Here is a 1,940-nt window from a genome sequence, read left to right as displayed (position 1 = left end):
TTAGGGGTTTAGAAAAGCGCGAGGCGACGCTAGGCTGAAATTAGGACCACGGTCCACGGTCGACTGTCGACTGTCGACCGTGGACTGTCAACCTAAATCCTCGCCTGATACGTATAGAGCTGATAATACCTGCCTTTCAGGCCGATCAATTCCTCGTGGCGGCCCTGTTCGGCGATTTGGCCCTGCTCGATGACGAGGATCTGGTCGGCTTGGCGGATGGTGCTGAGGCGGTGGGCGATCACGAAGGTGGTCCGGCCCTGCATGAGGCGCTTCAGGCTGGCCTGGATCAGGCTTTCGCTTTCGGTGTCAAGGTTGGAGGTGGCCTCATCCAATATCAGGATGCGGGGATTGGCCAAGATGGCCCTTGCGATGGCGATCCGCTGCCGCTGTCCCCCGGATAGCTTGACGCCCCGCTCCCCGATCAGGGTGTCCAGGCCGTCATCAAACCTGTCGGTAAATTCCTGCACGTGGGCGGCCCTGACGGCGTCCTGCAGTTCGGACTCCGTAGCGTCGGGACGGGGGAAAAGGATGTTGTCCCGGATGCTGCCCTCAAACAGGAAGTCATCCTGCAAGACCACGCCGAGCTGGCTGCGGTAGCTGTCGAGGCTTACTTCCTGCAGGTTGTGGCCGTCCACGGTGATCACGCCTTTGTCGGGATTGAGGAAGGAGGCGGCCAGACTGGCTATGGTGGTTTTGCCTGAACCTGAAGTGCCTACCAGGGCCGTGACCGAACCTGCGGGGGCAGTGAAACTGATGGATTTGACCACTTCTTTGCCTGCATCGTATGAAAAATGCACGTCCCTGAATTCAATATCGCCTTTGATGTGGTTGATTTGAATGTTTCGGGTTCCCTCGCTGTCCTCGATCGGGGTGTTCATGATCTCCTCGGTACGGTCCAATCCGGCAAAAGCTTCTGTGAGTTGGCTGCCGATGTTGCTCATCTGCACGATTGGGGCGATCATGAAGCCGAGGTAAAGGGTGAAGGCGAGGAAATCCCCGAAGGTCAGCTCTCCTTCCATGATCATATATCCGCCTATGCCCATGATGCCCGCTGAGGCAAGGCCGAGGAGGAGGGTGGCCGAACTTGTGATCAGGCTGGTGCTGGTAAGGCTTTTTTTGACATTGAGAAATAGACGTGTGACCCCATCCTCAAAGGTTTTGATCTCCTGGGCCTCGGCATTGAAGCCCTTGATCACGCGGACGCCGCCCAGGGATTCGGTAAGTCTGCCGGTCACTTGGGCATTGATGACGCCTCTTTCCTTGAAGATGGGCCTGATCCGCCCGAAGGCTTTCATGGAAACCACCCCGAACACCGCAACTGGCAGCAGCACGTAGAGCGTCATCAGCGGGCTGATGGCTATGAGCAGGACCAGGCAGATGATGGAGGTGAGTACCCCGCCCACCAGCTGGGCCAAGCCGGTGCCCACCAGGTTGCGCACGCCTTCCACATCGGTCATGATGCGGGAGACGAGTTCGCCGGTCTTGGTGTTGTCGAAAAAGCGGATGGGGAGTTTGAGGATATGGGCCTGCACCTGCGCCCGGAGCTTGGAGATGAGGTTTTGGGCTTCCACGCTGAGGATCTGTGTGAGGGCAAAGGAGGTAACTGCCTGGATGACGATGGCCCCCACCACTGCGGCGATCAGCCACCAGAGGAGTTCAAGGTCGGCGTTTGGGATGACATCGTCCATAAGGAACTTGCTTGCCCCGGGGAGTACGAGTCCTGCGAGTCTGCTGATCACGATAAGTACCAGTCCGATCAGGATCTGCTTTCTGCGCGGCCAGATGATGGTCCTGAATGCTTTGGCAAGGGATACTTTGCCGATTTGTGTTTTTTTAGCCATGGGGGAGAGAATGTGGAAAAGGCAAATTTACGGATATGTTGTGAGAAGTAGGGAGTGAATTCGGCGTTTAGGAGTTTATTTCCCGATCAGCGCTGCGCG

1 protein-coding gene is annotated in these 1,940 nt (G+C 57.2%); it reads right to left on the bottom strand.

Translation table 11 applies throughout. The features are described from left to right. Positions 1-92 precede the first annotated feature (92 nt). Positions 93-1,841 (bottom strand): ABC transporter ATP-binding protein, encoded by a 1,749-nt coding sequence (locus KI659_RS18460; protein ID WP_213946868.1) that lies wholly within the window; start codon positions 1,839-1,841, stop codon positions 93-95. Between the last annotated feature and the right edge of the window lie 99 nt (positions 1,842-1,940).

Source organism: Litoribacter ruber (genome assembly GCF_018449405.1).
GTDB classification, from domain to species: Bacteria; Bacteroidota; Bacteroidia; order Cytophagales; family Cyclobacteriaceae; genus Litoribacter; species Litoribacter ruber.
This window is presented reverse-complemented; position numbering and strand designations above follow the sequence as displayed.

Excerpts from the sequence above, each read along its gene's own strand:
- KI659_RS18460 (WP_213946868.1), bottom strand. The coding sequence starts at position 1,841 with ATGGCTAAAAAAACACAAATCGGCAAAGTATCCCTTGCCAAAGCATTC.